The organism is Nocardia carnea (assembly GCF_029869215.1).
Lineage (GTDB): Bacteria > Actinomycetota > Actinomycetes > Mycobacteriales > Mycobacteriaceae > Nocardia > Nocardia carnea_B.
The window spans coordinates 1-2,210 of record NZ_JARWPM010000334.1 but is presented as its reverse complement, the minus strand read 5'-3'; the positions used below and the strand labels follow the sequence as shown (position 1 = coordinate 2,210).

Genomic DNA, 2,210 nt, shown 5'->3' with positions numbered 1-2,210 from the left:
CCCAACGCAACCACGGCGGTGCCGAGTCTTACGAGGGTCCCGCGGGGTGTACGTAACCCCGGAACCGAACGTAACCACGGTGGTGCCGAGTCTTACGAGGCCCTGAGTGGTTTTGGCCCCTGCCCCCGGCGGGGGCGGGGGCGGCGGGGACGCCCCCGCCCCCCGCGCGGCGGCCCGGCACCCCCCGCACGCCCCGCTCGGGGCTTTATTTTTGGGCCCCCCCCCCGGCGCCACGGGTTTTGGCCCCCCTTGGTCCCGGCTGTCAGCGCTCGACACTCGCGGCTGCGGCGCATCGCATCGAGCGCTGACAGCCGGGACGGGCCAAAACCACTCAGGGCCTCGTAAGACTCGGCACCACCGTGGTTACGTTCGGTTCCGGGGTTACGTACACCCCGCGGGACCCTCGTAAGACTCGGCACCGCCGTGGTTGCGTTGGGTTTCGGGGTTGTGTGAACCCCACGGCCTCGTAAGACTCGGCACCGCCCTGGTTACGTTCGCGCCCCAGCGGGGCGGGACCGGCGACACAGTACCCTCGGTATCAGGCGCGTGGAGACCTGGTCGCGCCGAGGAGGAGATCGTCATGACCGGTGGCGCACCCCTGGGCGCTTCGTTCGACCCCGATCGTATTTCCGGCCTGCGGCCTCCGGCCTCCAGGGGCCCGTCCGGTCCGGGCGCGCCCACCGGCCGGCCGCGGTTCGCCGCGAACCGGCGCAACTGGGTACGCGCCGGAGTGCTGATGGCCGCGTTCGTCGCCGTGCTCTACCTGATCGAGTCGGTGGACTCGGTCGTCGACTACTGCCTCGACTGCGCCGGGATCCAGCCGCGTGCCGTGGGCGGACTCGACGGCATCGCGTTCGCTCCGCTGCTGCACGGCAGCTGGGACCATCTGATCGGCAACACCGTGCCGGTGCTCATCCTGGGTTTCCTGACCCTGGCCACCGGTATCCGGCGCGGGCTGGCCGCCACCGCGATCGTCTGGATCGTCGCCGGCCTGGGCACCTGGCTCACCGGCGGCCCGAACACGGTGCATATCGGCGCGTCCTCGCTGGTGTTCGGCTGGCTCACCTATCTCATCTGCCGCGGCTGGTTCGCCCGGCAGCTCGGCCAGATCGTGCTCGGCCTGGTGGTGCTGGTGTTCTACGGTTCGCTGCTGTGGGGCGTTCTCCCAGGTCAAGACGGAATCTCCTGGCAGGGCCACCTTTTCGGCGCGATGGGTGGACTGTTGGCCGGCTGGGTACTCTCCAGTGATGAACGTCGACACCGCCGGCAACTGCGCACCGGGGCGCCCGTCCCGCCCCGGTGACCGTGGGTGCGGCCAGTATTTTCGGGGGATGCGGTCTTGAATCGGGAAACATCGTGGCAGCATGGGAGCATGCGCCTCACGGTCCTCGGGTGCTCGGGCAGTGTGTCCGGCCCGGATTCCCCAGCGTCGGGTTATCTGCTCACCGGTCCGGATATGTCGCCGGTGGTCATCGATTTCGGTCCGGGGATCCTCGGCGCGCTGCAGCGATACGCCGATCCCGGCGAGGTCGACATCTTCCTCACCCATCTGCACGCCGATCACTGCCTGGATCTGCCCGGCCTGCTGGTCTGGCGGCGATACCATCCGAGCCCGCCCACCGGGCAGGCCGTCGTCCGCGGTCCCTCGGACGCGCCGGTGCGGATCGGTAACGCCTCCGCCGAGGTGGGCGGTGAATGCGACGACTGGTCCGATGTGATCGACTTCCGTCCCTGGGCCGAGGGCGAGCCCGTGGCGTTCGGTCCGGGCCACACCATCACGGCACGCCGGATGTTCCACCCGCCGGAGTCCTACGGCCTGCGGATCGTCACCGCGGCCGGGCGCACCTTCGTCTACACCGGCGACACCGCTGTCTGCCCGGCCGTGCAGGAACTGGCCGAGGGCGCCGACGTACTCATGGCCGAGGCCTCCTGGACCCACGATCCCGCGAATCGCCCCGAGGGCATCCACCTTTCGGGTACCGAGGCCGGCCGGATCGCGGCGACGGCGGGAGTCAAGGAACTGCTGCTCACCCATATCCCGCCGTGGACATCGCGCGAAGATGTCATCGCCGAGGCGAAGGCCGAATTCACCGGCCCCGTGCATGCGGTGGCCCCCGGCGAAACGTTCGAGCTGTAATTTTTTGCGGCGCCTGCGGCGCCGCGGGGGGTTGGTGCCCAGGGGTGGGGCGCCGGGGGGGGGGGGGGGGGGG

The 2,210-nt window shown here is 70.3% G+C and carries 2 protein-coding genes; both read left to right on the top strand.

Annotated features, from left to right (window positions below):
• Positions 1-580 precede the first annotated feature (580 nt).
• Positions 581-1,303, top strand: a complete 723-nt coding sequence (locus tag QH276_RS23295; protein WP_280400245.1) for a rhomboid family intramembrane serine protease — start codon at positions 581-583, stop codon at positions 1,301-1,303.
• Between the two features lie 69 nt (positions 1,304-1,372).
• Positions 1,373-2,137 carry a cyclic nucleotide-degrading phosphodiesterase gene (locus tag QH276_RS23290; RefSeq protein WP_280400246.1) on the top strand — a complete coding sequence of 255 codons (765 nt, stop codon included), beginning with the start codon at positions 1,373-1,375 and terminating at the stop codon, positions 2,135-2,137.
• The last annotated feature ends 73 nt before the right edge of the window (positions 2,138-2,210 follow it).